26 protein-coding genes and 4 tRNA genes are annotated in these 24,753 nt (G+C 53.2%); all 30 read left to right on the top strand.

The annotated features are described in order from the left end of the window. Nucleotides 1-279 precede the first annotated feature (279 nt). Entirely contained in the window at nucleotides 280-1,227 is a 948-nt protein-coding gene (birA, locus tag GYN01_RS07395; RefSeq protein WP_048401546.1) for a bifunctional biotin--[acetyl-CoA-carboxylase] ligase/biotin operon repressor BirA, read from the top strand. Further along, nucleotides 1,217-1,960 (top strand): pantothenate kinase, encoded by a 744-nt coding sequence (locus GYN01_RS07390; RefSeq protein WP_048362301.1) that lies wholly within the window; start codon nucleotides 1,217-1,219, stop codon nucleotides 1,958-1,960. Before birA ends, GYN01_RS07390 begins: the two co-directional genes overlap by 11 nt. A 7-nt stretch (nucleotides 1,961-1,967) precedes the next feature. Continuing rightward, entirely contained in the window at nucleotides 1,968-2,435 is a 468-nt protein-coding gene (locus GYN01_RS07385) for a hypothetical protein (RefSeq protein ID WP_048401544.1), read from the top strand. 110 nt (nucleotides 2,436-2,545) lie between these two features. Beyond that, nucleotides 2,546-2,630 (top strand) — tRNA-Tyr (locus GYN01_RS07380). 24 nt (nucleotides 2,631-2,654) lie between these two features. Beyond that, nucleotides 2,655-2,728 (top strand) — tRNA-Gly (locus GYN01_RS07375). Nucleotides 2,729-2,754: 26 nt separating this feature from the next. After that, nucleotides 2,755-2,830 (top strand) — tRNA-Thr (locus tag GYN01_RS07370). Nucleotides 2,831-3,075: 245 nt separating this feature from the next. Further along, nucleotides 3,076-3,151: transfer RNA gene (locus GYN01_RS07365), tRNA-Trp, on the top strand. Between the two features lie 45 nt (nucleotides 3,152-3,196). Next, entirely contained in the window at nucleotides 3,197-3,565 is a 369-nt protein-coding gene (gene secE / locus GYN01_RS07360) for a preprotein translocase subunit SecE (RefSeq protein WP_048362303.1), read from the top strand. A 9-nt stretch (nucleotides 3,566-3,574) separates the two neighbouring features. Further along, nucleotides 3,575-4,108, top strand: a complete 534-nt coding sequence (gene nusG, locus GYN01_RS07355; RefSeq protein ID WP_048362304.1) for a transcription termination/antitermination protein NusG — start codon at nucleotides 3,575-3,577, stop codon at nucleotides 4,106-4,108. 120 nt (nucleotides 4,109-4,228) lie between these two features. After that, nucleotides 4,229-4,660, top strand: coding sequence for a 50S ribosomal protein L11 (gene rplK, locus GYN01_RS07350; RefSeq protein ID WP_048362305.1), 432 nt, complete (start codon nucleotides 4,229-4,231; stop codon nucleotides 4,658-4,660). Beyond that, nucleotides 4,660-5,355: a 50S ribosomal protein L1 gene (rplA, locus tag GYN01_RS07345; protein ID WP_048362306.1), complete on the top strand. Its 696-nt coding sequence runs from the start codon at nucleotides 4,660-4,662 to the stop codon at nucleotides 5,353-5,355. Before rplK ends, rplA begins: the two co-directional genes overlap by 1 nt. A 196-nt stretch (nucleotides 5,356-5,551) precedes the next feature. Continuing rightward, nucleotides 5,552-6,052: a 50S ribosomal protein L10 gene (gene rplJ / locus GYN01_RS07340; protein WP_048362307.1), complete on the top strand. Its 501-nt coding sequence runs from the start codon at nucleotides 5,552-5,554 to the stop codon at nucleotides 6,050-6,052. 78 nt (nucleotides 6,053-6,130) lie between these two features. After that, nucleotides 6,131-6,496 (top strand): 50S ribosomal protein L7/L12, encoded by a 366-nt coding sequence (gene rplL, locus GYN01_RS07335; RefSeq protein WP_019409897.1) that lies wholly within the window; start codon nucleotides 6,131-6,133, stop codon nucleotides 6,494-6,496. A 219-nt stretch (nucleotides 6,497-6,715) separates the two neighbouring features. Beyond that, nucleotides 6,716-10,789 (top strand): DNA-directed RNA polymerase subunit beta, encoded by a 4,074-nt coding sequence (gene rpoB / locus GYN01_RS07330; protein ID WP_048362308.1) that lies wholly within the window; start codon nucleotides 6,716-6,718, stop codon nucleotides 10,787-10,789. A gap of 64 nt (nucleotides 10,790-10,853) precedes the next feature. Beyond that, nucleotides 10,854-15,053 carry a DNA-directed RNA polymerase subunit beta' gene (rpoC, locus tag GYN01_RS07325; protein WP_048362309.1) on the top strand — a complete coding sequence of 1,400 codons (4,200 nt, stop codon included), beginning with the start codon at nucleotides 10,854-10,856 and terminating at the stop codon, nucleotides 15,051-15,053. A 215-nt stretch (nucleotides 15,054-15,268) separates the two neighbouring features. Further along, complete coding sequence (gene rpsL, locus GYN01_RS07320) at nucleotides 15,269-15,640, top strand: 30S ribosomal protein S12 (protein WP_002555494.1); 372 nt, start codon at nucleotides 15,269-15,271, stop codon at nucleotides 15,638-15,640. Between the two features lie 123 nt (nucleotides 15,641-15,763). Continuing rightward, complete coding sequence (gene rpsG, locus GYN01_RS07315) at nucleotides 15,764-16,234, top strand: 30S ribosomal protein S7 (RefSeq protein WP_019824369.1); 471 nt, start codon at nucleotides 15,764-15,766, stop codon at nucleotides 16,232-16,234. Nucleotides 16,235-16,264: 30 nt separating this feature from the next. Further along, a complete protein-coding gene (gene fusA / locus GYN01_RS07310; RefSeq protein ID WP_048362310.1) occupies nucleotides 16,265-18,370 on the top strand; it encodes an elongation factor G in 2,106 nt (701 codons plus the stop codon). A gap of 35 nt (nucleotides 18,371-18,405) precedes the next feature. Beyond that, nucleotides 18,406-19,599, top strand: a complete 1,194-nt coding sequence (gene tuf, locus GYN01_RS07305; protein ID WP_048362311.1) for an elongation factor Tu — start codon at nucleotides 18,406-18,408, stop codon at nucleotides 19,597-19,599. A gap of 142 nt (nucleotides 19,600-19,741) precedes the next feature. Continuing rightward, the gene (gene rpsJ, locus GYN01_RS07300) at nucleotides 19,742-20,053 is read left to right on the top strand and encodes a 30S ribosomal protein S10 (RefSeq protein WP_003186070.1); all 312 of its coding nucleotides are present in this window, start codon (nucleotides 19,742-19,744) and stop codon (nucleotides 20,051-20,053) included. Nucleotides 20,054-20,134: 81 nt separating this feature from the next. Continuing rightward, complete coding sequence (gene rplC, locus GYN01_RS07295; RefSeq protein ID WP_003444377.1) at nucleotides 20,135-20,770, top strand: 50S ribosomal protein L3; 636 nt, start codon at nucleotides 20,135-20,137, stop codon at nucleotides 20,768-20,770. Between the two features lie 12 nt (nucleotides 20,771-20,782). Then, complete coding sequence (gene rplD, locus GYN01_RS07290) at nucleotides 20,783-21,385, top strand: 50S ribosomal protein L4 (protein WP_047277894.1); 603 nt, start codon at nucleotides 20,783-20,785, stop codon at nucleotides 21,383-21,385. Then, nucleotides 21,382-21,681, top strand: a complete 300-nt coding sequence (rplW, locus tag GYN01_RS07285) for a 50S ribosomal protein L23 (protein WP_003444375.1) — start codon at nucleotides 21,382-21,384, stop codon at nucleotides 21,679-21,681. Before rplD ends, rplW begins: the two co-directional genes overlap by 4 nt. 14 nt (nucleotides 21,682-21,695) lie before the next feature. Next, complete coding sequence (gene rplB, locus GYN01_RS07280) at nucleotides 21,696-22,520, top strand: 50S ribosomal protein L2 (RefSeq protein ID WP_048401541.1); 825 nt, start codon at nucleotides 21,696-21,698, stop codon at nucleotides 22,518-22,520. Between the two features lie 16 nt (nucleotides 22,521-22,536). After that, complete coding sequence (rpsS, locus tag GYN01_RS07275) at nucleotides 22,537-22,812, top strand: 30S ribosomal protein S19 (RefSeq protein WP_003232420.1); 276 nt, start codon at nucleotides 22,537-22,539, stop codon at nucleotides 22,810-22,812. Nucleotides 22,813-22,825: 13 nt separating this feature from the next. Continuing rightward, nucleotides 22,826-23,158 (top strand): 50S ribosomal protein L22, encoded by a 333-nt coding sequence (gene rplV / locus GYN01_RS07270; protein ID WP_003444373.1) that lies wholly within the window; start codon nucleotides 22,826-22,828, stop codon nucleotides 23,156-23,158. Nucleotides 23,159-23,171: 13 nt separating this feature from the next. After that, nucleotides 23,172-23,858: a 30S ribosomal protein S3 gene (gene rpsC, locus GYN01_RS07265; RefSeq protein WP_003176422.1), complete on the top strand. Its 687-nt coding sequence runs from the start codon at nucleotides 23,172-23,174 to the stop codon at nucleotides 23,856-23,858. Between the two features lie 12 nt (nucleotides 23,859-23,870). Then, nucleotides 23,871-24,284: a 50S ribosomal protein L16 gene (rplP, locus tag GYN01_RS07260; RefSeq protein ID WP_002555482.1), complete on the top strand. Its 414-nt coding sequence runs from the start codon at nucleotides 23,871-23,873 to the stop codon at nucleotides 24,282-24,284. Next, the gene (gene rpmC, locus GYN01_RS07255; RefSeq protein WP_002555481.1) at nucleotides 24,284-24,475 is read left to right on the top strand and encodes a 50S ribosomal protein L29; all 192 of its coding nucleotides are present in this window, start codon (nucleotides 24,284-24,286) and stop codon (nucleotides 24,473-24,475) included. The genes rplP and rpmC overlap by 1 nt, the downstream gene beginning before the upstream one ends. Before the next feature lie 2 nt (nucleotides 24,476-24,477). Further along, the gene (gene rpsQ / locus GYN01_RS07250) at nucleotides 24,478-24,744 is read left to right on the top strand and encodes a 30S ribosomal protein S17 (RefSeq protein ID WP_003176419.1); all 267 of its coding nucleotides are present in this window, start codon (nucleotides 24,478-24,480) and stop codon (nucleotides 24,742-24,744) included. The last annotated feature ends 9 nt before the right edge of the window (nucleotides 24,745-24,753 follow it).

Below are 24,753 nucleotides of genomic sequence, written 5' to 3'. Positions count from 1 at the left end.
TACGCAGATGGGGATTTTGTTTGTGCGCTCGAAAAATATTCTTGATCCAAACAGCTGAATCTTTGCGTTGTCATCGGCGTATATGGAAGCACTAGAGGCTCCCACTTTATTTAACTAATTCATAGGCACCGATGCCGCAACAGTCTCCTAATTTCAAGCGTTAGCTGCGTCGATATCGGTCAAGCGCCACCTAATGTTGGAAAGTGTAATCCAGCGCTTTTCTATGCACTGACGCTGTCCGTCGTTATCATGCATACCTGATTGCGAGGCGATACGTGCATGCTGACGTTGTTGAAGCTCCTTAAAGATGGTCGTTTTCATTCTGGACAAGCTCTAGGTGCCGCGCTAGGTATCAGCCGCAGTGCCGTATGGAAGCAGCTCCAGAAGTTAGAGGTCGAATTGAACCTGCCTATTCATAAAGTTCGTGGTCGTGGCTATCAATTGGCTGCGCCGCTTGAGCTTATAGATCAAGGGACATTGGCGGATTCTCACTATCCTATATCGCTATATGAGTCACTGGACTCCACCAACGCAGAGGCATTGCGTGGGGTTTCTGCGGGGAGGGCGGCGCCCTTTGCTGTCGTGGCTGAGCAACAAAGTGCAGGTCGTGGGCGACGCGGTCGCAAGTGGGTTAGTCCTTTTGCCCAAAATATTTACTACAGCTTGGTGCTTAGGATGGACGGAGGCATGCATCAGCTGGAAGGGTTGAGTTTAGTTGTAGGCCTGGCTGTAATGAGTGTTTTGCGCAGCTATGACTGTTTAAGTGTGGGGCTTAAGTGGCCAAACGATTTGTTGGTTGGTAATAAAAAGATCGCGGGTATTCTGTTGGAGTTGGTGGGTGATCCAGCAGATGTCTGTCATGTGGTCATCGGTATTGGTATCAACGTTAATATGAAGGCGACAAACGACGTTGACCAAGCGTGGACATCAATGCGATTGGAGACGGGTAAGGAGGTGAATCGTAATCTTGTTATTTTGACGCTGAGTGAGACCTTGCAGATGTACCTTGAGCGTCACGCTGAGCTAGGTTTTTCTGCAGTTCAGGCTGAGTGGGAGTCAAATCATCTGTGGGCTGGCCGTGAGGTTTCACTAATTGCCGGTGTGAACCAGGTAAATGGAACTGTCATCGGTATAGATCCGCAGGGCGCATTGCGCTTGAGGGTGGAAGGTCAGGAGAAAGTGTTCAGTGGCGGTGAGCTGAGCTTGAGGCTGCGCAATGATTCTTGAAATGGATTGTGGCAATAGTTTTATCAAGTGGCGGGTCCTGGATCGCGAGGCAGTATTAGGTTCGGGTATAGCTGACTCAGCAACTGAATTGATAGCCGTCGTGTCAGATAACCATGATTTAAAGATTACTCATTGCCGTATGGTTAGCGTGCGCAGTGATGAGGAGACTGCGTGTTTGGTTGCTGTGCTGAGAGCTGAATTTTCTGTTGCTGTGATGTGTGCAAGCCCTGTCCGAGCCGTGGCAGGTGTCACGAATGGTTATGAGGACTTCGAGCGTCTAGGGCTAGATCGCTGGTTGGCAGTAGTGGGCGCGTTTGAGCTGTCCAAAGGTGCGTGTTTGATTTTGGACCTAGGTACGGCAGTGACCGCAGATTTTGTTGCGGCAAATGGGCAGCATCTGGGTGGATTCATTTGCCCTGGTCTCCCGCTTATGCGAGATCAGCTACGTACGCATACGCGACGGATAAAATATGACGATCATTCTGCTGAGCAGGCTTTGCTGAGCAGCACTCCAGGTCGTACCACTGTTGAGGCGGTTGAGAGGGGCTGCTTACTGATGCTTCGCGGATTTGTCCAGACTCAACTCCAATTGGCCCATGAGTATTGGGGGGAGGAATTCGAGGTATTCCTTACTGGTGGGGATGCGGATTTGGTGATGTCTGCACTACCCCAGGCGCGCCTGGTAAAAGATCTTGTTTTTGTCGGCTTGGCTACAGCTTGTCCCTTGTCTTGAGGTTTCTATGCGTTGGCTGTTCCTACTACTGGTGGTGCTCAATATTTTCTACTATGTGTGGCGTCAGCAAGAGGCGCCTCCTAGGGTTAAGGAGGTCGCCTCCCTGGCGTTGTACAAAGGCAGCAAACAAGATATTCAATTGCTTAAGGAGGTCCGACCGATAGCGCCAGGAGGGGAGGTCGTTGCGCCGCTAAGCACGTGCTTCCACCTGACTCTTCCAATCGATGGAGCTTCGCTGAGTATCATTCGCCAGAGGCTCGCAGATACAGATGTTGCAAGCGAATTAACCGTTGATGGAGATGTGGGCGCGCCAAACTATCTGTTCAAGATCGGTGAGCAGAACGATGAAAAAAAGCCTGAAGTTCTTTTGCAGAATCTTGCTAATGAATTCAATGACTTCAAATACGAAAAAAAGGACTGCGGGGGGTTGCAGCTGCCTGATAGTTTGCATAGAATGGCGCCCGCTCCACAGTGAACACCTAAAAGGGTATTTGATGTGAAGTATGTAAGTCGCCTAAGTTGATGATTTAGTTAATAAAAGCGGTTGACATAAGGTTGAGATGCTGTAGAATTTCGACCAGCTCAGGAGGGGTTCCCGAGCGGCCAAAGGGATCAGACTGTAAATCTGACGTCTACGACTTCGAAGGTTCGAATCCTTCCCCCTCCACCATATTTATATCGGTCAGCATGTTTTGCGGGTGTAGTTTAGTGGTAGAACCTCAGCCTTCCAAGCTGATGATGCGGGTTCGATTCCCGCCACCCGCTCCATAACATGCTGGTTTAGAGAAGGTTTTGCTCTTGTAGCTCAGTTGGTAGAGCACACCCTTGGTAAGGGTGAGGTCAGCGGTTCAAATCCGCTCAAGAGCTCCATATAACAAGGCAGATATGAAAATATCTGCCTTTGTTTTAGCGGGCTGAATAGCTTGCCTGGAGTGTTTGCTGGTGGGCTGTTGCTTGGGTCTGCTGCTCTGGTTGGTGATTGCTTTTGTGGGTGGCACGCATTCTGCTGCTAGCAAGGTTTTCAGGTTGTCTTATGATCTGATTGCAAAAGTATTCGCATTGTTTGTTGAAAAGTCTCTCTCGGGTCGGCATAATCGGCGGCTCGATAATGTTTTAGGTCAGTAGCTCAATTGGCAGAGCGACGGTCTCCAAAACCGTAGGTTGGGGGTTCGATTCCCTCCTGACCTGCCAGATTCGTAAAATGCATCTGGCTTTCTTTTCACAGGATCCTCTTTGATGACTCCCAAGGCTGAAGTTCAAGGCTCTCGCTTCGATCTCCTCAAGTGGCTAGTAGTGGTTGCGCTTGTGGTGGTTGGCGTTGTTGGGAATCAGTATTATTCTGGTTCGCCGATCCTGTATCGCGTCATCGCACTTCTTGTGATTGCTGCTGTTGCTGCCTATGTGGGTTTGCAGACTGCAAAAGGCAAGTCGTTTGCTGTCCTGGTAAAGGAAGCTCGTGCTGAAATTCGTAAAGTCGTATGGCCAACTCGCCAAGAAACTACGCAGACTACGTTGATCGTGGTGGCTGTTGTTCTTGTTATGGCGTTGCTGTTGTGGGGTTTGGATTCCCTGCTCGGCTGGCTCGTTTCCTTGATTGTTGGCTAAGGGTGTCCCGTGGCTAAGCGTTGGTACGTAGTGCATGCTTATTCGGGTTACGAAAAGCATGTTATGCGCTCTTTGATTGAGCGTATTAAGCTGGCAGGCATGGAAGAAGGCTTCGGCGAAATTCTGGTTCCCACTGAAGAAGTGGTTGAAATGCGTAATGGCCAGAAACGCAAAAGTGAGCGCAAGTTCTTCCCTGGTTATGTGTTGGTCCAAATGGACATGAACGAAGGTACTTGGCACTTGGTCAAGGATACACCTCGTGTCATGGGCTTTATTGGCGGCACCGCTGACAAGCCAGCACCGATCACAGACAAAGAAGCAGAAGCGATTCTGCGACGTGTTGCTGATGGCAGTGATAAGCCTAAGCCGAAAACACTGTTCGAGCCGGGTGAGGTTGTTCGTGTGACCGACGGCCCGTTTGCTGATTTCAATGGCACGGTAGAAGAAGTTAACTACGAAAAGAGTCGCATCCAAGTGGCTGTGCTCATTTTCGGTCGTTCCACTCCGGTGGAGCTAGAGTTTAGCCAGGTCGAAAAGGTCTAGCTGAATACGCATCCCAACCCCATGGCTTAGGCTGTGGGGTTTTGTCGTCACTGGGATAAACACGCAAGTAACCGGGGAGCCTTTTAATTTAGGCGTCTGAACCCGTAATTGGAGTGCCTCATGGCCAAGAAAATTACCGCTTACATCAAGCTGCAAGTGAAGGCCGCTCAGGCTAACCCAAGCCCACCTGTTGGTCCGGCTCTGGGTCAGCACGGTGTGAACATCATGGAATTCTGCAAGGCTTTCAACGCCCGTACTCAGGGTATTGAGCCAGGCCTGCCGACTCCAGTGATCATCACTGTATACAGCGACCGTAGCTTCACATTCGAAACTAAGTCGACTCCTGCTTCGGTTCTGCTGAAGAAAGCGGCTGGTTTGACTAGCGGTTCTGCTCGTCCAAACACCGTTAAGGTTGGCACTGTTACCCGTGCTCAGCTGGAAGAAATCGCGAAAACCAAAAACGCGGATCTGACTGCAGCTGATCTGGATGCAGCCGTGCGTACCATCGCCGGCTCTGCTCGTAGCATGGGCCTTAACGTGGAGGGTGTGTAATGGCTAAGCTGACTAAGCGTCAAAAGGCAATCGCCGGTAAAATCGAAGCTGGCAAGTCCTACAACTTTGTAGACGCTGCCGCTCTTCTGGCTGAACTGTCGACTGTTAAGTTCAGCGAGTCTTTTGACATCGCTGTTAACTTGGGCGTAGACCCACGTAAATCTGACCAGGTTGTTCGTAGCGCAACTGTGCTGCCACACGGCACTGGCAAGACTGTACGTGTAGCTGTGTTCACACAGGGTCCAGCTGCTGAAGCTGCACTGGCGGCCGGCGCTGATCGCGTTGGTATGGACGATCTGGCTGCTGAAATGAAAGGCGGCGACCTGAACTATGACGTAGTAATTGCATCCCCGGACGCAATGCGTGTTGTAGGTCAGTTGGGTCAAATCCTGGGCCCACGTGGTCTGATGCCTAACCCTAAGGTTGGTACTGTAACTCCAGACGTTGCTACCGCGGTTAAAAACGCCAAAGCTGGTCAGGTTCGTTATCGCACCGACAAAAACGGTATCATCCACACTTCCGTTGGCAAGGTCGGCTTTGATGCTGTCCAGCTGAAGGAAAACGTTGAAGCCCTGATCGCTGATTTGAAGCGTATCAAGCCTGCTTCCTCGAAAGGTATTTACGTTAAGCGCGTTACCCTGAGCACCACTATGGGCCCAGGCTTGGTCATCGACCAAGGTTCTCTGGACGCGTAAGACACCGTTGGCGCAGTTAAATGTGCCAATTGAAAATTGGGGTCCCTGCCTGGCGGGGGCTATCCAAGACCGTAGGCGGTGAAAGCCTTAAACCTCAAGCCTACGCAGATGGTGCTCCCGGTTCCTTACCGAATCAGACACCAAAACGACATTCAGCCTCGGCTGAATGAAACGGTAACAAGCAGGAGTTAAACCCGTGGCAATTAAACTCGAAGACAAGAAGGCCATCGTCGCTGAAGTCAACGAGGCTGCCAAAGTTGCCCTGTCTGCTGTTGTGGCTGATGCCCGCGGTGTGACAGTAAGCGCTATGACCGGACTCCGTAAAGAGGCTCGTGAAGCAGGCGTTTACGTACGTGTTGTACGTAACACTCTGCTCAAGCGCGCAGTTGCTGACACTGACTACAGTGTTCTCAACGACGTGTTCACTGGCCCGACCTTGATTGCATTCTCCAACGAACATCCTGGCGCTGCTGCCCGTTTGTTCAAAGAGTTCGCTAAAGGTCAGGATAAGTTCGAGATTAAGGCAGCTGCGTTCGAGGGCAAGTTCCTCGCAGCTAACCAAATCGACGTACTGGCAACACTGCCGACCCGTAACGAAGCTATTTCGCAGCTGATGAGCGTGATTCAAGGCGCTACCAGCAAGCTGGCTCGTACTCTGGCTGCAGTTCGCGAGCAAAAAGAAGCTGCTGCAGCCTAAGGCTGAGCATTTTCTCTCGCGTATTTTTGTTTATTTCGATGGCCGCGTAGGCCGTCCCCCAATTCAGGAAATACAGCAATGTCTATCTCCCAAGACGATATCCTCAACGCCGTAGCTGAAATGTCGGTTCTGCAGGTTGTTGAGCTGATCAAAGCTTTCGAAGAAAAATTCGGCGTTTCGGCTGCCGCTGCTTCTGCTGGTCCAGCTGCTGCTGCCGCTGTTGTTGAAGAGCAAACTGAATTCAACGTCATGCTGCTGGAAGCTGGCGAGAAGAAAGTTAACGTGATCAAGGCTGTTCGTGAACTGACTGGTCTGGGCTTGAAAGAAGCCAAGGCAGTAGTTGACGGCGCTCCAGCTATGGTATTGGAAGCTGTTGCTAAAGACGCAGCTGACAAAGCCAAGGCTACCTTGGAAGAAGCAGGCGCTAAAGTCGAGCTGAAATAAGCATCGACCTTGCGTATCCAGCCCAGGCGTTAAGCTGAGGCTGATGGCTGGTGGCTCATGCCACCGGCCTTTTTCCGTTATTGGCTGCCGACTGGGTCGGCGTCTCTAACGTGCTGTAACCACCCTGTGCGGTGGAGCAAACCAAGGGGTTTGCACGATTTTCTGGCTGCTCCCGTCGGGAGAGGCCAAACAAGCAGGTGACCAAGCTGGGGAACGCTGATGGCTTACTCATATACTGAGAAAAAACGTATCCGCAAGGACTTTAGCAAGTTGCCGGACGTCATGGATGTGCCGTATCTCTTGGCAATCCAGCTGGATTCGTATCGTGAATTCTTGCAGGCGGGAGCGACTAAAGATCAGTTCCGCGACGTGGGCCTGCATGCGGCCTTCAAATCCGTTTTCCCGATCATCAGCTACTCCGGCAATGCTGCGCTGGAGTATGTCGGTTATCGCTTGGGCGAACCGGCGTTTGATGTCAAAGAATGCGTGTTGCGCGGTGTAACGTACGCCGTACCTTTGCGGGTAAAAGTTCGCTTGATTATTTTCGACAAAGAATCGTCGAATAAAGCAATCAAGGACATCAAAGAGCAAGAAGTCTACATGGGTGAAATCCCCCTGATGACTGAAAACGGTACCTTTGTAATCAACGGTACTGAGCGTGTAATTGTTTCCCAACTGCACCGTTCCCCGGGCGTGTTCTTTGACCACGACCGCGGCAAGACGCACAGCTCCGGTAAACTGCTTTATTCCGCTCGCATCATCCCGTACCGCGGTTCTTGGTTGGATTTCGAGTTCGACCCTAAAGACTGCGTGTTCGTGCGTATTGACCGTCGTCGCAAGCTGCCTGCATCGGTATTGCTGCGCGCGCTGGGCTACACCACTGAGCAAGTGCTGGACGCGTTTTACACCACCAACGTTTTCCACGTTCAAGGTGAAAGCATCAGCCTGGAGCTGGTTCCTCAGCGCCTGCGCGGTGAAATTGCGGCCATCGATATTACCGATGACAAAGGCAAGGTGATTGTTGAGCAGGGTCGTCGTATTACTGCTCGTCACATCAACCAGCTGGAAAAAGCCGGTATCAAAGAGCTCGTTATGCCTCTGGACTACGTCCTGGGTCGCACAACGGCCAAGGCTATCGTGCATCCGGCAACTGGCGAAATCATTGCTGAGTGCAACACCGAACTGACCACTGAGATTCTGGCTAAAATTGCCAAGAGCCAGGTTGTTCGTATTGAAACGTTGTACACCAACGATATCGACTGCGGTCCGTTCGTCTCCGACACTCTGAAGATCGACTCCACCAGCAACCAATTGGAAGCCCTGGTCGAGATCTATCGCATGATGCGTCCCGGCGAGCCGCCAACCAAAGACGCTGCCGAAACCTTGTTCAACAACCTGTTCTTCAGCCCTGAGCGTTATGACCTGTCTGCGGTCGGCCGGATGAAGTTCAACCGTCGTATCGGTCGTACCGAAATCGAAGGTTCGGGCGTGTTGTGCAAAGAAGATATCGTCGCGGTACTGAAGACTTTGGTCGACATCCGTAACGGTAAAGGCATCGTCGATGACATCGACCACCTGGGTAACCGTCGTGTTCGCTGTGTAGGCGAAATGGCAGAAAACCAGTTCCGCGTTGGCTTGGTACGTGTTGAGCGTGCGGTCAAAGAGCGTCTGTCGATGGCTGAAAGCGAAGGCCTGATGCCGCAAGACCTGATCAACGCGAAGCCAGTCGCTGCCGCGGTGAAAGAGTTCTTCGGTTCCAGCCAGCTTTCCCAGTTCATGGACCAGAACAACCCGCTGTCCGAGATCACCCACAAGCGCCGTGTTTCTGCACTGGGCCCGGGCGGTTTGACGCGTGAGCGTGCCGGCTTTGAGGTTCGTGACGTACACCCGACTCACTACGGTCGTGTTTGCCCTATTGAGACTCCGGAAGGTCCGAACATTGGTCTGATCAACTCCTTGGCTGCCTATGCGCGCACCAACCAGTACGGCTTCCTTGAGAGCCCGTACCGCGTGGTGAAAGACGCTCTGGTGACCGACGAGATCGTTTTCCTGTCCGCCATCGAAGAAGCTGATCACGTGATCGCTCAGGCTTCGGCCACGATGAACGACAAGAAAGTGCTGGTCGATGAATTGGTAGCTGTCCGCCACTTGAACGAATTCACCGTTAAGGCGCCGGAAGACGTCACCTTGATGGACGTATCGCCCAAGCAGGTAGTGTCGGTTGCAGCGTCGCTGATCCCGTTCCTGGAGCACGATGACGCCAACCGTGCGTTGATGGGTTCCAACATGCAGCGTCAAGCTGTACCGACCCTGCGCGCTGACAAGCCGCTGGTAGGTACCGGCATGGAGCGTAACGTAGCTCGTGACTCCGGCGTTTGCGTCGTGGCTCGTCGTGGCGGCGTAATCGACTCTGTTGATGCAAGCCGTATCGTGGTTCGTGTTGCTGATGACGAAGTTGAGACTGGCGAAGCCGGTGTCGACATCTACAACCTGACCAAATACACCCGATCCAACCAGAACACGTGCATCAACCAGCGTCCGCTGGTTCGCAAGGGTGATCGTGTTCAGCGTAGCGACATTATGGCTGACGGCCCGTCCACCGATATGGGTGAACTGGCATTGGGTCAGAACATGCGCATCGCGTTCATGGCCTGGAACGGTTACAACTTCGAAGACTCCATCTGCTTGTCGGAACGAGTTGTTCAAGAAGATCGCTTTACCACGATCCACATCCAGGAACTGACCTGTGTGGCGCGTGATACCAAGCTTGGGCCTGAAGAGATCACTGCGGACATCCCTAACGTGGGTGAAGCTGCACTGAACAAACTGGACGAAGCCGGTATTGTTTACGTAGGTGCTGAAGTTGGCGCTGGCGACATTCTGGTGGGTAAGGTCACTCCGAAAGGCGAGACCCAGCTGACACCTGAAGAGAAGCTGTTGCGTGCCATCTTCGGTGAAAAAGCCAGCGACGTTAAAGACACTTCCCTGCGTGTACCTACCGGTACCAAAGGTACGGTAATTGACGTTCAGGTTTTCACTCGTGACGGCGTTGAGCGTGATGCTCGTGCCCTGTCGATCGAGAAAACCCAGCTGGACGAGATCCGCAAGGATTTGAACGAAGAGTTCCGTATCGTTGAAGGCGCCACTTTCGAACGTCTGCGCTCTGCACTGGTTGGCCGTATCGCCGAAGGTGGAGCTGGTCTGAAGAAAGGTCAGGAAATCACCCATGAAATCCTGGACGGTCTTGAGCATGGTCAGTGGTTCAAACTGCGCATGGCTGAAGATGCTCTGAACGAGCAGCTTGAAAAGGCTCAGGCTTACATCATCGATCGCCGTCGTCTGCTGGACGACAAGTTCGAAGACAAGAAGCGCAAACTGCAGCAAGGCGATGACCTGGCTCCAGGCGTGCTGAAAATCGTCAAGGTTTACCTGGCAATCCGTCGTCGCATCCAGCCGGGTGACAAGATGGCTGGTCGTCACGGTAACAAAGGTGTGGTCTCCGTGATCATGCCGGTTGAAGACATGCCGTACGATGCCAATGGCACCCCGGTCGATGTTGTTCTCAACCCGTTGGGCGTACCTTCGCGTATGAACGTTGGTCAGATTCTCGAAACTCACCTGGGCCTCGCTGCCAAAGGTTTGGGCGAGAAGATCAACCTCATGATTGAAGAGCAACGCAAGGTCGCTGACCTGCGTAAGTTCTTGCATGAGATCTACAACGAAATTGGCGGTCGTCAAGAAAGCCTGGATGACTTCTCCGATCAGGAAATCCTGGATCTGGCGAAGAACCTTCGTGGCGGTGTGCCGATGGCCACCCCGGTGTTTGACGGTGCAAAAGAAAGCGAAATCAAGGCAATGCTACGTCTGGCAGACTTGCCAGACAGCGGCCAGATGGTGCTGACAGATGGTCGTACCGGCAACAAGTTCGAGCGTCCGGTTACCGTTGGCTACATGTACATGCTGAAGCTGAACCACTTGGTGGACGACAAGATGCACGCTCGTTCTACCGGTTCTTACAGCCTGGTTACCCAGCAGCCGCTGGGTGGTAAGGCACAGTTCGGTGGTCAGCGTTTCGGGGAGATGGAGGTCTGGGCGCTGGAAGCCTACGGCGCGGCATACACTCTGCAAGAAATGCTCACAGTGAAGTCGGACGATGTGAACGGTCGTACCAAGATGTACAAAAACATCGTGGACGGCGATCACCGTATGGAGCCGGGCATGCCCGAGTCCTTCAACGTGTTGATCAAAGAAATTCGTTCCCTCGGCATCGATATCGATCTGGAAACCGAATAACACGTGACGCGAATCGAGAGCGGGGCTGTGATGCCCGCTCTCTGCTCCGCCAGGAGGAAAGGCCTTGAAAGACCTACTGAATTTGCTGAAAAACCAGGGTCAAGTCGAAGAGTTCGACGCCATCCGTATTGGATTGGCATCGCCTGAGATGATCCGTTCGTGGTCGTTCGGTGAAGTTAAAAAGCCGGAAACCATCAATTACCGTACGTTCAAACCTGAGCGTGACGGCCTGTTCTGCGCCAAAATCTTTGGTCCGGTCAAGGATTACGAGTGCCTGTGCGGTAAGTACAAGCGCTTGAAGCACCGCGGTGTGATCTGTGAGAAGTGTGGCGTTGAAGTCGCACTGGCCAAGGTCCGTCGCGAGCGCATGGCTCACATCGAGCTGGCTTCGCCAGTGGCTCACATCTGGTTCCTGAAATCGCTGCCGTCCCGTATCGGCTTGCTGATGGACATGACCCTGCGTGATATCGAACGCGTTCTCTACTTCGAGAGCTATGTCGTTATCGATCCGGGCATGACCACTCTGGAAAAAGGTCAGCTGCTGAACGATGAGCAGTATTTTGAAGCGCTGGAAGAGTTCGGCGACGACTTCGATGCCCGCATGGGTGCTGAAGCTGTTCGTGAACTGCTGCACGCTATCGACCTAGAGCACGAGATTGGCCGTCTGCGCGAAGAAATTCCGCAAACCAACTCCGAAACCAAAATCAAGAAGCTGTCCAAGCGCCTGAAGTTGATGGAAGCCTTCCTGGGTTCCGGCAACCTTCCTGAGTGGATGGTGCTGACCGTTCTGCCGGTTCTGCCGCCAGATCTGCGTCCTTTGGTGCCGCTGGATGGTGGTCGTTTCGCGACTTCCGACCTCAACGATCTGTATCGTCGAGTGATCAACCGTAACAACCGCTTGAAGCGCCTGCTTGATCTGTCCGCTCCGGACATCATCGTGCGTAACGAAAAGCGTATGTTGCAAGAAGCGGTCGACGCCTTGCTCGACAACGGCCGTCGTGGTCGCGCTATTACTGGTTCGAACAAGCGTCCTCTGAAATCCTTGGCTGACATGATCAAGGGTAAGCAAGGTCGTTTCCGTCAGAACTTGCTCGGTAAGCGTGTTGACTACTCGGGTCGTTCGGTAATTACCGTAGGTCCGACCCTGCGTCTGCACCAGTGCGGTCTGCCTAAGAAGATGGCTCTGGAGCTGTTCAAGCCGTTCATCTTCGGTAAGCTGGAAATGCGTGGTCTGGCGACTACCATCAAAGCAGCCAAGAAGATGGTTGAGCGCGAGCTGCCAGAGGTTTGGGACGTTCTCGCTGAGGTTATTCGCGAACACCCGGTACTTCTCAACCGTGCACCGACCCTTCACCGTCTGGGTATCCAGGCGTTTGAACCGGTACTGATCGAAGGTAAGGCTATCCAGCTGCACCCGCTGGTCTGTGCTGCGTACAACGCCGACTTCGACGGCGACCAAATGGCCGTGCACGTACCGCTGACACTGGAAGCCCAGCTGGAAGCGCGTGCGTTGATGATGTCGACCAACAACATTCTGTCGCCAGCCAACGGTGAGCCAATCATCGTTCCGTCGCAGGACGTTGTATTGGGTCTGTACTACATGACGCGTGAAGCGATCAACGCTAAAGGCGAAGGTCGTGTGTTCGCTGACTTGCAAGAAGTTGACCGTGTATTCCGTGCTGGCGAAGCCGCATTGCATGCCAAGGTTAAAGTTCGCATCAGCGAAACCGTCAATGACCGCGATGGCGGCAGCGTGAGCAACACCCGTATCGTCGACACCACTGTCGGCCGTGCGCTGTTGTTCCAGGTTGTGCCAAAAGGTCTGTCGTACGACGTCGTCAACTTGCCGATGAAGAAAAAAGCGATCTCCAAACTGATCAACCAGTGCTACCGCGTGGTTGGTTTGAAAGAGACTGTGATCTTCGCCGACCAGTTGATGTACACAGGTTTTGCTTACTCGACCATTTCTGGCGTTTCCATCGGTGTTAACGACTTCGTTATCCCGGATGAAAAAGCGCGCATCATCGCGGCTGCAACCGATGAAGTGAAAGAAATCGAAAGTCAGTACGCCTCCGGCCTGGTAACCCAGGGCGAGAAGTACAACAAAGTAATCGACCTTTGGTCGAAAGCGAACGACGAAGTCTCCAAGGCAATGATGTCCAACCTCTCGAAAGAGAAGGTTATCGATCGTCACGGCGTTGAAGTTGAGCAAGAGTCGTTCAACTCGATGTACATGATGGCCGACTCCGGTGCTCGAGGTTCTGCTGCGCAGATCCGTCAGCTGGCCGGTATGCGTGGTCTGATGGCCAAGCCGGACGGCTCCATCATCGAAACGCCAATTACTGCGAACTTCCGTGAAGGTTTGAGCGTACTTCAGTACTTCATCTCCACTCACGGTGCTCGTAAGGGTCTTGCGGATACGGCCTTGAAAACGGCTAACTCCGGTTACCTGACGCGTCGTCTGGTAGACGTAGCTCAAGACTTGGTTGTGACTGAGGTTGACTGCGGTACCGAACACGGTCTGCTGATGACTCCGCACATCGAAGGCGGCGACGTTGTGGAGCCGTTGGGTGAGCGCGTTCTGGGTCGAGTTATCGCCCGTGACGTATTCAAGCCGGGCACCGAAGAAGTTATCGTTCCTGCGGGCACTCTGGTAGACGAGAAGTGGGTTGAGTTCATCGAGCTGAACAGCATCGATGAAGTGATCGTGCGCTCGCCAATCAGCTGTGAAACGCGCTTCGGTATCTGTGCCAAGTGCTACGGCCGTGACTTGGCTCGTGGTCACCAGGTGAACATCGGTGAAGCTGTCGGCGTAATCGCTGCTCAGTCGATCGGTGAGCCGGGTACACAGCTGACAATGCGTACGTTCCACATCGGTGGTGCGGCAAGCCGGACCTCTGCTGCTGACAGCGTCCAGGTCAAAAATGGCGGTACTGTCCGTCTGCATAACCTGAAGCATGTTGAGCGAGTAGACGGTTGCCTGGTTGCTGTTTCCCGTTCCGGTGAGCTGGCCATCGCTGATGACTTCGGTCGTGAGCGTGAGCGTTACAAGCTGCCGTACGGTGCCGTAATTTCGGTTAAAGAAGGTGACAAGGTTGACGCTGGCTCTATCGTAGCCAAGTGGGATCCGCACACTCACCCAATCGTTACCGAAATGAAAGGTACTGTGACCTACGTAGGCATGGAAGAAGGCATCACGATCAAGCGTCAGACTGACGAATTGACCGGTATGACCAACATCGAAGTGCTTGATGCCAAAGACCGTCCAGCTGCCGGCAAAGACATTCGTCCAGCCGTCAAGATGGTGGGTGTCGATGGTAAAGATCTGCTGTTGCCAGGTACTGACGTGCCGGCTCAGTACTTCTTGCCAGCCAACGCCTTGGTCGGTGTAGCGGATGGTGCGGAAATCGCGATCGGTGACGTTATCGCTCGTATTCCGCAAGAAACTTCGAAAACTCGAGACATCACCGGTGGTCTGCCACGCGTTGCTGACTTGTTCGAAGCGCGTCGTCCGAAAGAAGCCTCTATTTTGGCTGAAGTCAGCGGCACCATCGCGTTCGGTAAAGAAACCAAAGGCAAGCGCCGTCTGGTTATTACCCCGAACGACGGTACTGATCCGTACGAAGAGCTGATTCCGAAGTGGCGTCACCTGAACGTCTTCGAAGGCGAGCAAGTGAACCGCGGCGAAGTTATCTCCGACGGTCCTAGCGATCCACATGACATCCTGCGTCTGCTGGGTGTGAGTGCGTTGGCCAAGTACATCGTTAACGAGATCCAGGACGTTTACCGTCTGCAAGGTGTAAAAATCAACGATAAGCACATCGAGACCATTCTGCGTCAGATGCTGCGTAAAGTTGAGATTGCCGAGTCGGGTGATTCCACCTTCATCAAGGGCGACCAGATGGAGTTGACTCAGGTGTTGACCGAGAACGAGCGTTTGGGTGGCGAAGACAAATTCGTATCCAAGTTCACTCGCGTTCTGCTGGGTATCACCAAGGCATCGTTGTCGACTGAGTCGTTCATCTCTGCAGCCTCTTTCCAAGAGACCACACGAGTACTGACCGAAGCAGCGGTAACCGGCAAGCGCGATTATCTGCGTGGCCTGAAAGAAAACGTTGTCGTGGGTCGATTGATCCCGGCAGGTACCGGTTTGGCATACCACAGCGAGCGTAAGCGTCGTCGTGAAGCTGACAAACCGTTGCGCGTAAGCGCCAGTGAAGTGGAAGCTGCACTGACCGAAGCGCTGAACTCGAGCGGTAACTGAGTTCTGCGGTAAATGAAGGTAGGCCCCGGCTCTTCCGTTCATCGAATCGAGGTCATTAACCTCGGTTTGATGTGGCGTAAGGTCGGGGCCTTGCCTTGACTGGGGACAAGATCCTCTTTAGACTCTTGTACCCCTAAATTTGGCGGGAATTCGTTCCTGCCATTTTGCTTTTCTTGCAAGACAATAGCGTCGCAAGACAACAGTGGAGCTAGTAGATGGCAACTATCAACCAGCTGGTACGTCAGCCGCGTAAGCGTATCGTCGAGAAATCCGACGTGCCTGCGCTGCAAAACTGCCCGCAACGTCGTGGCGTATGCACCCGTGTGTATACAACTACGCCGAAAAAACCTAACTCGGCACTGCGTAAAGTATGCCGTGTGCGCCTGACCAACGGTTTCGAGGTTTCCTCGTACATCGGTGGTGAAGGTCACAACCTGCAAGAGCACAGCGTGGTACTGATTCGTGGCGGTCGTGTAAAAGACTTGCCAGGTGTTCGTTATCACACCGTTCGCGGCTCTTTGGATACTTCCGGCGTTAAAGGTCGTAACCAAGGTCGTTCGAAGTACGGTACCAAGAAGCCGAAGTAGTATTCGGTTGCTGGTAAATAATGCAGATTTCTTTTTTTCTGAGTCGATAAGAGTAAGGTCGGGCGTGCATCCACTGGGTGTAATGGTTCCGAGCTAACCTGAAGACCGTTTGAGGGCTTATCCATGCCAAGAAGACGCGTAGCAGCCAAGCGCGATGTGCTTGACGATCCAAAATACGGAAGCCAAATCCTGGCCAAGTTCATGAACCACGTGATGGAAAGCGGCAAAAAAGCCGTTGCCGAGCGTATCGTTTATGGCGCGCTGGAAAAGGTTAAAGAACGCAAGAACAGCGATCCCCTGGAAATCTTCGAGAAAGCTCTCGACGCCATCGCTCCGCTGGTCGAAGTGAAGTCGCGCCGTGTAGGCGGTGCTACTTACCAGGTTCCGGTCGAAGTTCGCCCGTCCCGTCGTAACGCCCTGGCAATGCGCTGGTTGGTAGACTTCGCCCGCAAGCGCGGCGAGAAGTCTATGGCTCTGCGCTTGGCTGGCGAACTGCTGGATGCTGCCGAAGGCAAGGGCGCAGCAGTTAAGAAGCGTGAAGACGTGCACCGTATGGCTGAAGCTAACAAGGCTTTCTCGCACTACCGCTTCTAATTTCAGCGCTACTCATTTTGCGAGGGCTTTATGGCTCGTACTACTCCGATTAATCGCTACCGTAACATCGGTATCGTTGCTCACGTGGATGCTGGTAAAACCACCACCACCGAGCGCGTCCTTTTTTACACTGGCAAAAGTCACAAAATGGGCGAGGTGCATGATGGCGCCGCGACCACAGACTGGATGGTTCAGGAGCAGGAGCGTGGTATTACCATTACTTCTGCCGCTATTACCGCCTTCTGGAAAGGTTCTGCCAAGCAGTACAAGGACGAGCACCGCTTCAACGTAATCGATACTCCGGGTCACGTGGACTTCACTATTGAAGTTGAGCGTTCCCTGCGTGTACTCGATGGTGCAGTTGTTGTTTTCTGCGGCACGTCGGGTGTTGAGCCTCAGTCGGAAACCGTATGGCGTCAAGCCAACAAATACGGTGTTCCGCGTCTTGTTTACGTAAACAAGATGGACCGCGCAGGTGCAAACTTCCTGCGTGTGATCGAGCAGATCAAAAAGCGTCTGGGTCACACTCCGGTGCCTATCCAGCTCGCTATCGGTTCTGAAGACAACTTCCAGGGTCAGATCGATCTGATCAACATGGAAGCTGTGTACTGGAACGATGCTGACAAAGGTATGGTTCCTGTTCGTAAGCCTATCCCTGCTGAACTGCAGGAACTGGCTGACGAATGGCGCGACAACATGGTCCAGGCTGCTGCCGAAGCCAATGAAGAGCTGATGAACAAGTACCTCGAAGGTGAAGAATTCACCATCGAAGAAATCAAGGCGGCTCTGCGTCAGCGTACTATCGCTGGTGAGATCGTCTTGGCTGTTTGCGGTTCTTCCTTCAAGAACAAGGGTGTTCCCCTGGTTCTCGACGCCGTTATCGACTTCTTGCCTGCGCCAACCGATATTCCTGCTATCAAGGGTACTGACCCGGATGACGAGACTATCGAGCTGGAGCGTCATGCAGACGACAACGAGCCGTTCTCGGCATTGGCGTTCAAGATCGCGACTGACCCATTCGTGGGTACTTTGACCTTTGTTCGAGTTTACTCGGGCGTGTTGAACTCCGGTGACGGCGTAATCAACTCGGTTAAAGGCAAGAAAGAGCGTGTGGGTCGTATGGTGCAAATGCACGCAAACGCCCGTGAAGAAATCAAGGAAGTACGCGCTGGTGACATCGCGGCCTTGATCGGCATGAAGGACGTCACCACGGGTGAGACTTTGTGCAACGCTGACAAGCCAATCATTCTGGTTCGTATGGACTTCCCGGAGCCGGTTATTTCGGTTGCCGTTGAGCCGAAGACCAAGGATGACCAGGAAAAAATGGGTGTCGCTCTGGGCAAGCTTGCTCAGGAAGATCCATCTTTCCGCGTAAAAACTGATGAAGAAACTGGTCAAACGATCATTTCTGGCATGGGCGAGCTGCACTTGGACATCCTGGTTGACCGGATGCGCCGTGAGTTCAACGTCGAAGCTAACATCGGTAAGCCTCAGGTTTCGTATCGTGAGCGCATCACGAAGAGCTGTGAGATCGAAGGCAAGTTCGTTCGCCAGTCCGGCGGTCGTGGCCAGTTTGGTCACTGCTGGATCCGTTTTGCTCCTGCTGACGAAGGTCAGGAAGGTCTGCAATTCGTGAACGAAGTGGTAGGTGGTGTGGTTCCTAAGGAATACATCCCGGCTATCCAGAAGGGTATCGAAGAGCAGATGAAGAACGGTGTTGTTGCCGGTTATCCGCTGATCGGCCTGAAGGCTACCGTGTTTGATGGTTCTTACCACGACGTCGACTCCAACGAGATGGCGTTTAAGGTGGCTGCTTCCATGGCTACCAAGCAATTGGCCTCCAAAGGTGGCGGTGAGTTGCTTGAGCCGATCATGGCGGTAGAGGTTGTTACACCTGAAGACTATATGGGTGACGTGATGGGCGACTTGAATCGTCGTCGCGGCATGATCCAGGGTATGGAAGATACGGTCTCCGGCAAAGTAATTCGTGCTGAAGTGCCGTTGGGTGAAATGTTCGGTTATGCGACCGACGTTCGTTCCATGTCTCAGGGTCGCGCAAGCTACTCTATGGAATTCAAAAAATACGATACAGCGCCGTCGCACATCGTCGAAGCTGTTACTAAAAAACAAGGCTGATTTAGTTCAGTCCTTTAGGCAAGGAGTTAATTGTCGTGGCTAAAGAAAAATTTGATCGTTCCCTACCGCACGTCAACGTTGGCACTATCGGTCACGTTGACCATGGTAAAACCACGCTGACTGCAGCTCTGACTCGTGTTTGCTCCGAAGTTTTCGGTTCTGCAATCGTTGACTTCGATAAAATCGACAGCGCGCCAGAAGAAAAAGCTCGTGGTATCACCATCAACACTGCGCACGTTGAATACAACTCGCTGATCCGTCACTACGCTCACGTTGACTGCCCAGGTCACGCTGACTATGTGAAGAACATGATCACCGGTGCTGCACAGATGGACGGCGCTATCCTGGTTTGTTCGGCCGCTGATGGTCCGATGCCACAAACCCGTGAGCACATCCTGCTGTCCCGTCAGGTTGGCGTTCCGTACATCGTGGTTTTCCTGAACAAGGCTGACCTGGTAGACGACGCTGAGCTGCTGGAACTGGTTGAGATGGAAGTTCGTGACCTGCTGTCGACTTACGACTTCCCGGGCGACGATACTCCGATCATCATCGGTTCTGCTCGTATGGCGCTGGAAGGCAAAGACGACAACGAAATGGGCACCACTGCCGTTCGTAAACTGGTAGAGGTTCTGGATTCTTACATTCCAGATCCAGTTCGCGTTATCGACAAGCCGTTCCTGATGCCAATCGAAGACGTATTCTCGATCTCTGGTCGCGGTACTGTTGTGACTGGTCGTATCGAGCGCGGTATCGTTCGCGTTCAAGATCCGCTGGAAATCGTTGGTCTGCGTGACACGACTGTTACCACTTGCACCGGCGTTGAAATGTTCCGCAAGCTGCTTGACGAAGGTCGTGCAGGCGAGAACTGCGGCGTTCTGTTGCGTGGCACCAAGCGTGACGACGTTGAGCGTGGCCAGGTTCTGGTTAAGCCAGGTTCGGTTAAGCCGCACACCAAGTTCGAAGCAGAAGTTTATGTTTTGAGCAAGGAAGAAGGCGGTCGTCACACTCCGTTCTTCAAAGGCTACCGTCCTCAGTTCTACTTCCGTACAACTGACGTAACTGGTAACTGCGAACTGCCGGAAGGCGTTGAGATGGTAATGCCAGGCGACAACATCAAAATGGTTGTCACCCTGATCAAAACTATCGCAATGGAAGACGGTCTGCGTTTCGCAATCCGTGAAGGCGGTCGTACTGTAGGCGCTGGCGTTGTAGCCAAAATCATCGAGTAATCGATGATCGCTTAAAAAGGCCCCCGCTCAGCGGGGGCTTTTTTTATTGAGTTGACACCCTGTTGGGCCGTCTATAGAATTGCGCCTCCTTTTAACGGGCGTATTGCGCTCGGTGGGAATAGCAATCGGAGTCTGAAATCCAATGCAAAATCAGCAAATCCGTATCAGGTTGAAGGCTTTTGACCATCGCCTGATCGACCAATCAACCCAGGAAATCGTGGAAACCGCGAAACGTACTGGTGCTCAGGTTCGTGGTCCAATTCCACTGCCTACTCGTAAAGAGCGGTTCACCGTTCTGGTCTCTCCGCACGTTAACAAAGACGCGCGTGACCAGTACGAGATCCGTACTCATAAGCGCGTACTGGACATCGTCCAGCCAACGGATAAAACCGTTGACGCTCTTATGAAGCTAGATCTGGCGGCCGGTGTGGAAGTACAGATCAGCCTCGGCTAAGACTTGGGTCTTAGTCGTGTAACGCTCTGAAATGGGCGGCCATAGCGGGTGAAAGCCCCGTACACTCATGAGGTTTACAACATGACTATTGGTGTAGTCGGTCGTAAATGCGGTATGACCCGTATTTTCACCGAAGAAGGTGTCTCCATTCCGGTCACGGTCATTGAGATCGAGCCGAATCGCGTCACCCAGTTCAAAACTGAAGAAACCGATGGCTATCGTGCAGTGCAAGTCACTGTCGGCGAGCGTCGCGCTTCGCGTGTAACTGCTGCTCAGGCGGGTCACTTCGCTAAAGCAAACGTTGCAGCCGGTCGTACCGTAATGGAATTCCGTCTTGAAGAAGGCGAGTACCAGGCAGGCGATCTGATCAACGCTGAAATCTTCACCGCAGGTCAGATGGTCGATGTGACCGGTCAGTCCAAAGGTAAAGGCTTCCAGGGTACGATCAAGCGTTGGAATTTCCGTGGCCAAGATAACACTCACGGTAACTCCGTTTCCCACCGCGTCCCGGGCTCTATTGGCCAGTGCCAGACTCCTGGTCGTGTATTCAAGGGCAAAAAAATGTCCGGTCATATGGGCGCTGAGCGCGTGACCGTGCAGTCCCTCGAAGTAGTGCGCGTCGACGCTGAACGCAATCTGTTGTTGGTCAAGGGTGCTGTTCCTGGCGCTACTGGCGGCAACCTGGTTGTACGTCCAGCGGCCAAGGCTCGCGGTTAAGGGGAAGCTGACATGCAATTAAATGTAAATGACGCTCAGGCGATCGAAGTTTCCGAACTGACGTTCGGCGGCGAGTTCAATGAGACGCTGGTTCACCAAGCAGTCGTGGCCTACATGGCCGGCGGCCGTCAAGGTAGCAAACAGCAAAAGACCCGTTCCGACGTTCGTGGTGGCGGTAAGCGCCCTTGGCGTCAGAAAGGTACTGGCCGTGCTCGTGCCGGTACTATCCGTAGCCCTATCTGGCGTGGCGGTGGTACCACTTTCGCAGCTCGCCCACAGGATCACTCTCAGAAGCTGAACAAGAAGATGTACCGCGCAGCAATGCGCTCCATCCTTGCTGAGCTGGTGCGTACTGATCGTCTGGTCGTGGTTCAGGACTTCGCTGTTGAAGCGCCGAAAACCAAAGATCTGCTGAACAAACTGAATGGCATGGGTCTGACTGATGTCCTGATCGTGTCTGAGGTTGTTGATCAGAACCTGTACCTGGCTGCTCGTAACCTGCCACACGTTGATGTTCGTGACGTGCAAGGTTCCGATCCAGTTAGTCTGATCGCATACGACAAGGTGTTGATCACCGTGTCGGCCGTGAAGAAATTCGAGGAGCTGCTGGGATGAACCAGGAACGCGTATTTAAAGTTCTGCTTGGCCCGCACGTTTCCGAGAAGGCTACGGTTCTGGCAGACAAGAAAGGCCAGTTCGTTTTCAAGGTTGCTACTGATGCAACCAAGCTGGAAATCAAGAAGGCCGTCGAAAGCCTGTTCAGCGTGAAAGTTGAGCGTGTTACTACCCTGAATGTTCTGGGTAAGAGCAAGCGCACCGCTCGCGGCGTGGGCAAGCGTAATGACTGGAAGAAGGCAGTAATCTCCCTTCAGCCAGGCCAAGATCTCGATTTCAGCAGCAGTGCTGAGTAAGGAAGGGGTGCATCATGGCAATCGTTAAATGCAAACCGACTTCCCCTGGCCGCCGTCATGTGGTCAAGGTGGTCAACCAGGAGCTGCATAAAGGCGCTCCTCACGCACCGCTGCTCGAGAAAAAATCGAAGTCTGGTGGTCGTAACAATAATGGCCGTATTACCACGCGTCACATTGGTGGTGGTCATAAGCAGCATTACCGTATGGTCGACTTCCGTCGCAACGACAAAGATGGCATCCCAGCCACTGTTGAGCGTATCGAATACGATCCAAACCGTACTGCTCACATTGCTCTTATGTTGTACGCAGACGGCGAACGCCGTTACATCATCGCCCCTAAAGGCGTGAGCGCTGGCGACCAGCTGATTTCGGGTGCTTTGGCTCCGATCAAGCCAGGTAACCAGCTGCAACTGCGCAGCATTCCAGTTGGTAGCACCGTACACGGCATCGAATTGAAGCCGGGCAAAGGCGCACAGATCGCACGTTCCGCTGGTGCTTCGGCTCAGCTGGTCGCTCGTGATGGTGTCTACGTGACCCTGCGTCTGCGTTCCGGTGAAATGCGTAAAGTATTGGCTGAATGCCGTGCAACGCTGGGCGAAGTCTCGAACTCCGAGCACAGCCTGCGTTCGCTGGGTAAAGCTGGTGCCAAACGCTGGCGTGGCGTTCGCCCAACCGTTCGTGGTGTTGCCATGAACCCGGTTGACCACCCACATGGTGGTGGTGAAGGTCGTACCTCTGGTGGTCGTCATCCGGTATCGCCATGGGGCTTCCCGACTAAGGGCGCGAAGACTCGTGGTAATAAGCGTACCGACAAAATGATCGTCCGTCGTCGCAAGTAAATAGAGGGATACGACAGTGCCACGTTCTCTGAAAAAAGGTCCTTTTATTGATCTTCACCTACTGAAGAAGATCGAAGTGGCGGCGGAAAAGAATGATCGCAAACCGGTGAAAACCTGGTCGCGTCGTTCGATGATCCTGCCGCAAATGGTCGGTCTGACCATCGCTGTGCATAACGGTCGTCTTCATGTCCCAGTTCTTGTGAACGAAGACATGGTTGGCCATAAACTAGGCGAGTTTGCCGGTACCCGCACTTATCGTGGGCACGTGGCAGACAAGAAAGCCAAGCGTTAAGGGGTAAGGAACGATGGAAGTAGCCGCTAAGTTGTCGGGCGCTCGAATCTCCGCCCAGAAAGCCCGCTTGGTCGCCGACCAGATCCGCGGGAAGAAGGTGGGCGAAGCGCTCAACCTGTTGGCTTTCAGCAACAAGAAAGCCGCCGAGATCATCAAGAAAGTGCTGGAGTCGGCCGTAGCCAACGCCGAGCATAACGAAGGCGCAGACGTTGACGACTTGAAAGTCGCCACCGTTTTCGTCAACGAAGGGCGTTCGCTGAAGCGCATCATGCCGCGTGCCAAAGGCCGCGCTGATCGCATCGTCAAGCGGTCTTGCCATATCACTGTCAAGGTTGCTGACAAGTAACGGAGTCGAAGAGATGGGTCAGAAAGTACATCCCATTGGCATTCGCCTGGGAATCGTCAAGGAGCACACCTCCGTCTGGTACGCAGACGGCCGGACTTATGCGGACTATTTGTTCGCTGATCTGAAGGTGCGTGAATACCTCCAAGACAAACTAAAAAGCGCGTCCGTAAGCCGTATCGATATCCATCGTCCGGCCCAAACTGCACGTATCACCATCCACACTGCTCGTCCAGGTATCGTTATCGGGAAGAAAGGTGAAGATGTTGAGAAACTGCGTCAGGACCTGACCAAGCAAATGGGTGTGCCTGTGCACATCAATATCGAAGAGATCCGCAAGCCGGAACTTGACGGTATGCTGGTTGCGCAGAGCGTAGCTCAGCAGCTGGAGCGTCGTGTAATGTTCCGTCGCGCGATGAAACGCGCTGTACAGAACGCTATGCGCATTGGTGCCAAAGGCATCAAAATCCAAGTGAGCGGTCGTCTCGGCGGTGCTGAAATCGCACGTACTGAATGGTATCGCGAAGGTCGTGTGCCATTGCACACCCTGCGTGCCGACATCGACTATGCCAACTACGAAGCTCACACCACTTATGGTGTGATCGGTGTAAAGGTTTGGATCTTCAAAGGCGAAGTAATTGGTGGTCGCCAAGAAGAGCTGAAGCCACAAGCACCAGCGCCTCGTAAAAAAGCTGCTAAGTAAGGGGTACGCCAAATGTTACAACCTAAGCGTACGAAGTTCCGCAAGCAGATGACAGGCCACAACCGTGGCTTGGCATTGCGCGGTAGCAAAGTCAGCTTCGGCGAGTTCGCGCTGAAGTCTGTTGCTCGTGGTCGTCTCACCGCTCGTCAGATCGAATCAGCGCGTCGTGCACTGACCCGTCACGTTAAGCGTGGCGGTAAGATCTGGATCCGTGTATTCCCGGACAAGCCAGTTACCAAAAAGCCACTCGAAGTTCGAATGGGTAAAGGTAAGGGTAACGTGGAATATTGGGTTGCCCAGATTCAGCCAGGCAAAGTCCTGTATGAAATCGAGGGTGTTACTGAAGAGCTGGCGCGTGAGGCTTTCGCCCTGGCTGCTGCAAAGCTGCCGCTCGCCACCTCCTTTGTTAAACGGACGGTGATGTGATGAAAGCGAATGAACTTCGTGAAAAATCCGCACAGCAGCTGAACGAGCAATTGCTCGGCTTGCTGCGCGACCAGTTCAATCTGCGCATGCAGAAAGCAACTGGCCAGTTGGGGCAGTCGCATCTGCTCTCGCAAGTTAAGCGTGACATCGCTCGCGTGAAGACTGTGCTCAACCAGCAGGCAGGTAAGTAATCATGGCTGAAGCCGAAAAAACTGTCCGTACGCTGACTGGCCGTGTTGTCAGCGACAAGATGGACAAGACCATCACCGTTCTGATCGAGCGTCGCGTTAAGCACCCGATCTACGGTAAATACGTTAAGCGTTCGACTAAGCTGCACGCGCACGACGAAACCAATCAGTGCCACATCGGCGACAAAGTCACTATTCGTGAAACTCGTCCGCTTGCCAAGACTAAGTCTTGGGCATTGGTTGATGTTCTCGAACGCGCTGTGGAAGTCTAAGGACTAGGG

The sequence above is a fragment of the Pseudomonas weihenstephanensis genome, assembly GCF_016812185.1.
Taxonomy (GTDB): domain Bacteria; phylum Pseudomonadota; class Gammaproteobacteria; order Pseudomonadales; family Pseudomonadaceae; genus Aquipseudomonas; species Aquipseudomonas weihenstephanensis.
This window is presented reverse-complemented; position numbering and strand designations above follow the sequence as displayed.